This is a genomic window from Undibacterium sp. Di26W, from assembly GCF_049340265.1.
GTDB lineage: Bacteria > Pseudomonadota > Gammaproteobacteria > Burkholderiales > Burkholderiaceae_D > Undibacterium.
Genome location: NZ_JBMPOR010000070.1, coordinates 1 through 599, shown reverse-complemented (window position 1 = coordinate 599; position 599 = coordinate 1). Strand labels below are relative to the sequence as shown.

General features: G+C 51.1%; 1 protein-coding gene. It reads left to right on the top strand.

Features of this window, described 5'->3' with window-relative positions:
- Positions 1 to 20: 20 nt before the first annotated feature.
- The coding region (locus ACO0LM_RS28675) for an IS5 family transposase (RefSeq protein ID WP_423042352.1) at positions 21 to 599 on the top strand (579 nt) is incomplete at its 3' end.

The following is a 599-nucleotide window of genomic DNA, read 5'->3' as shown; positions in this document are numbered from 1 at the left end:
TTTTTTTGCGATGATAGGGAATGACGAGAGCCAAGTCATGGGAAGTAACGGACGAATTTTGGAAACGTGCAGAAGCGCTGTTGCCGATGCGGCAACGCCCGGACAATAAAAGCTATGTTCGTCAATCTGGAGGTGGACGCAAGCCCAAGGATGCTCGATTAGTATTTGAGGCGATAGTGTATGTGCTGAGAACGGGCTGCCAATGGCAAGCGATACCGGCAGAACGATTTGGCAGTGCCAGTGCCATCCACGCCCGATTTCTTGAATGGGAGAAGGCAGGATTTTTTGAGTCGTTATGGAAAGCCGGCCTTGCTGAGTATGAAGAGCTGGAAGGAATAGCTTGGCGCTGGCAAAGTATAGACGGTGCGACGATGAAAGCGCCGCTGGCACAAGAGGCTGTTGGTCCTAATCCGACGGACAGGGGAAAAAATGGAAGCAAACGCCATCTGCTGGTGGACGGACGTGGCGTCCCGTTGTCGTTCGTCGTAACCGGAGCCAATCGTCATGACGTTTCCCAGTTGGAATCGGTGCTTGAATCGATGAAATTCAAAAAACCTCAACCACCGATTCGTAGAAACAAACATTTATGTGCTGATGCG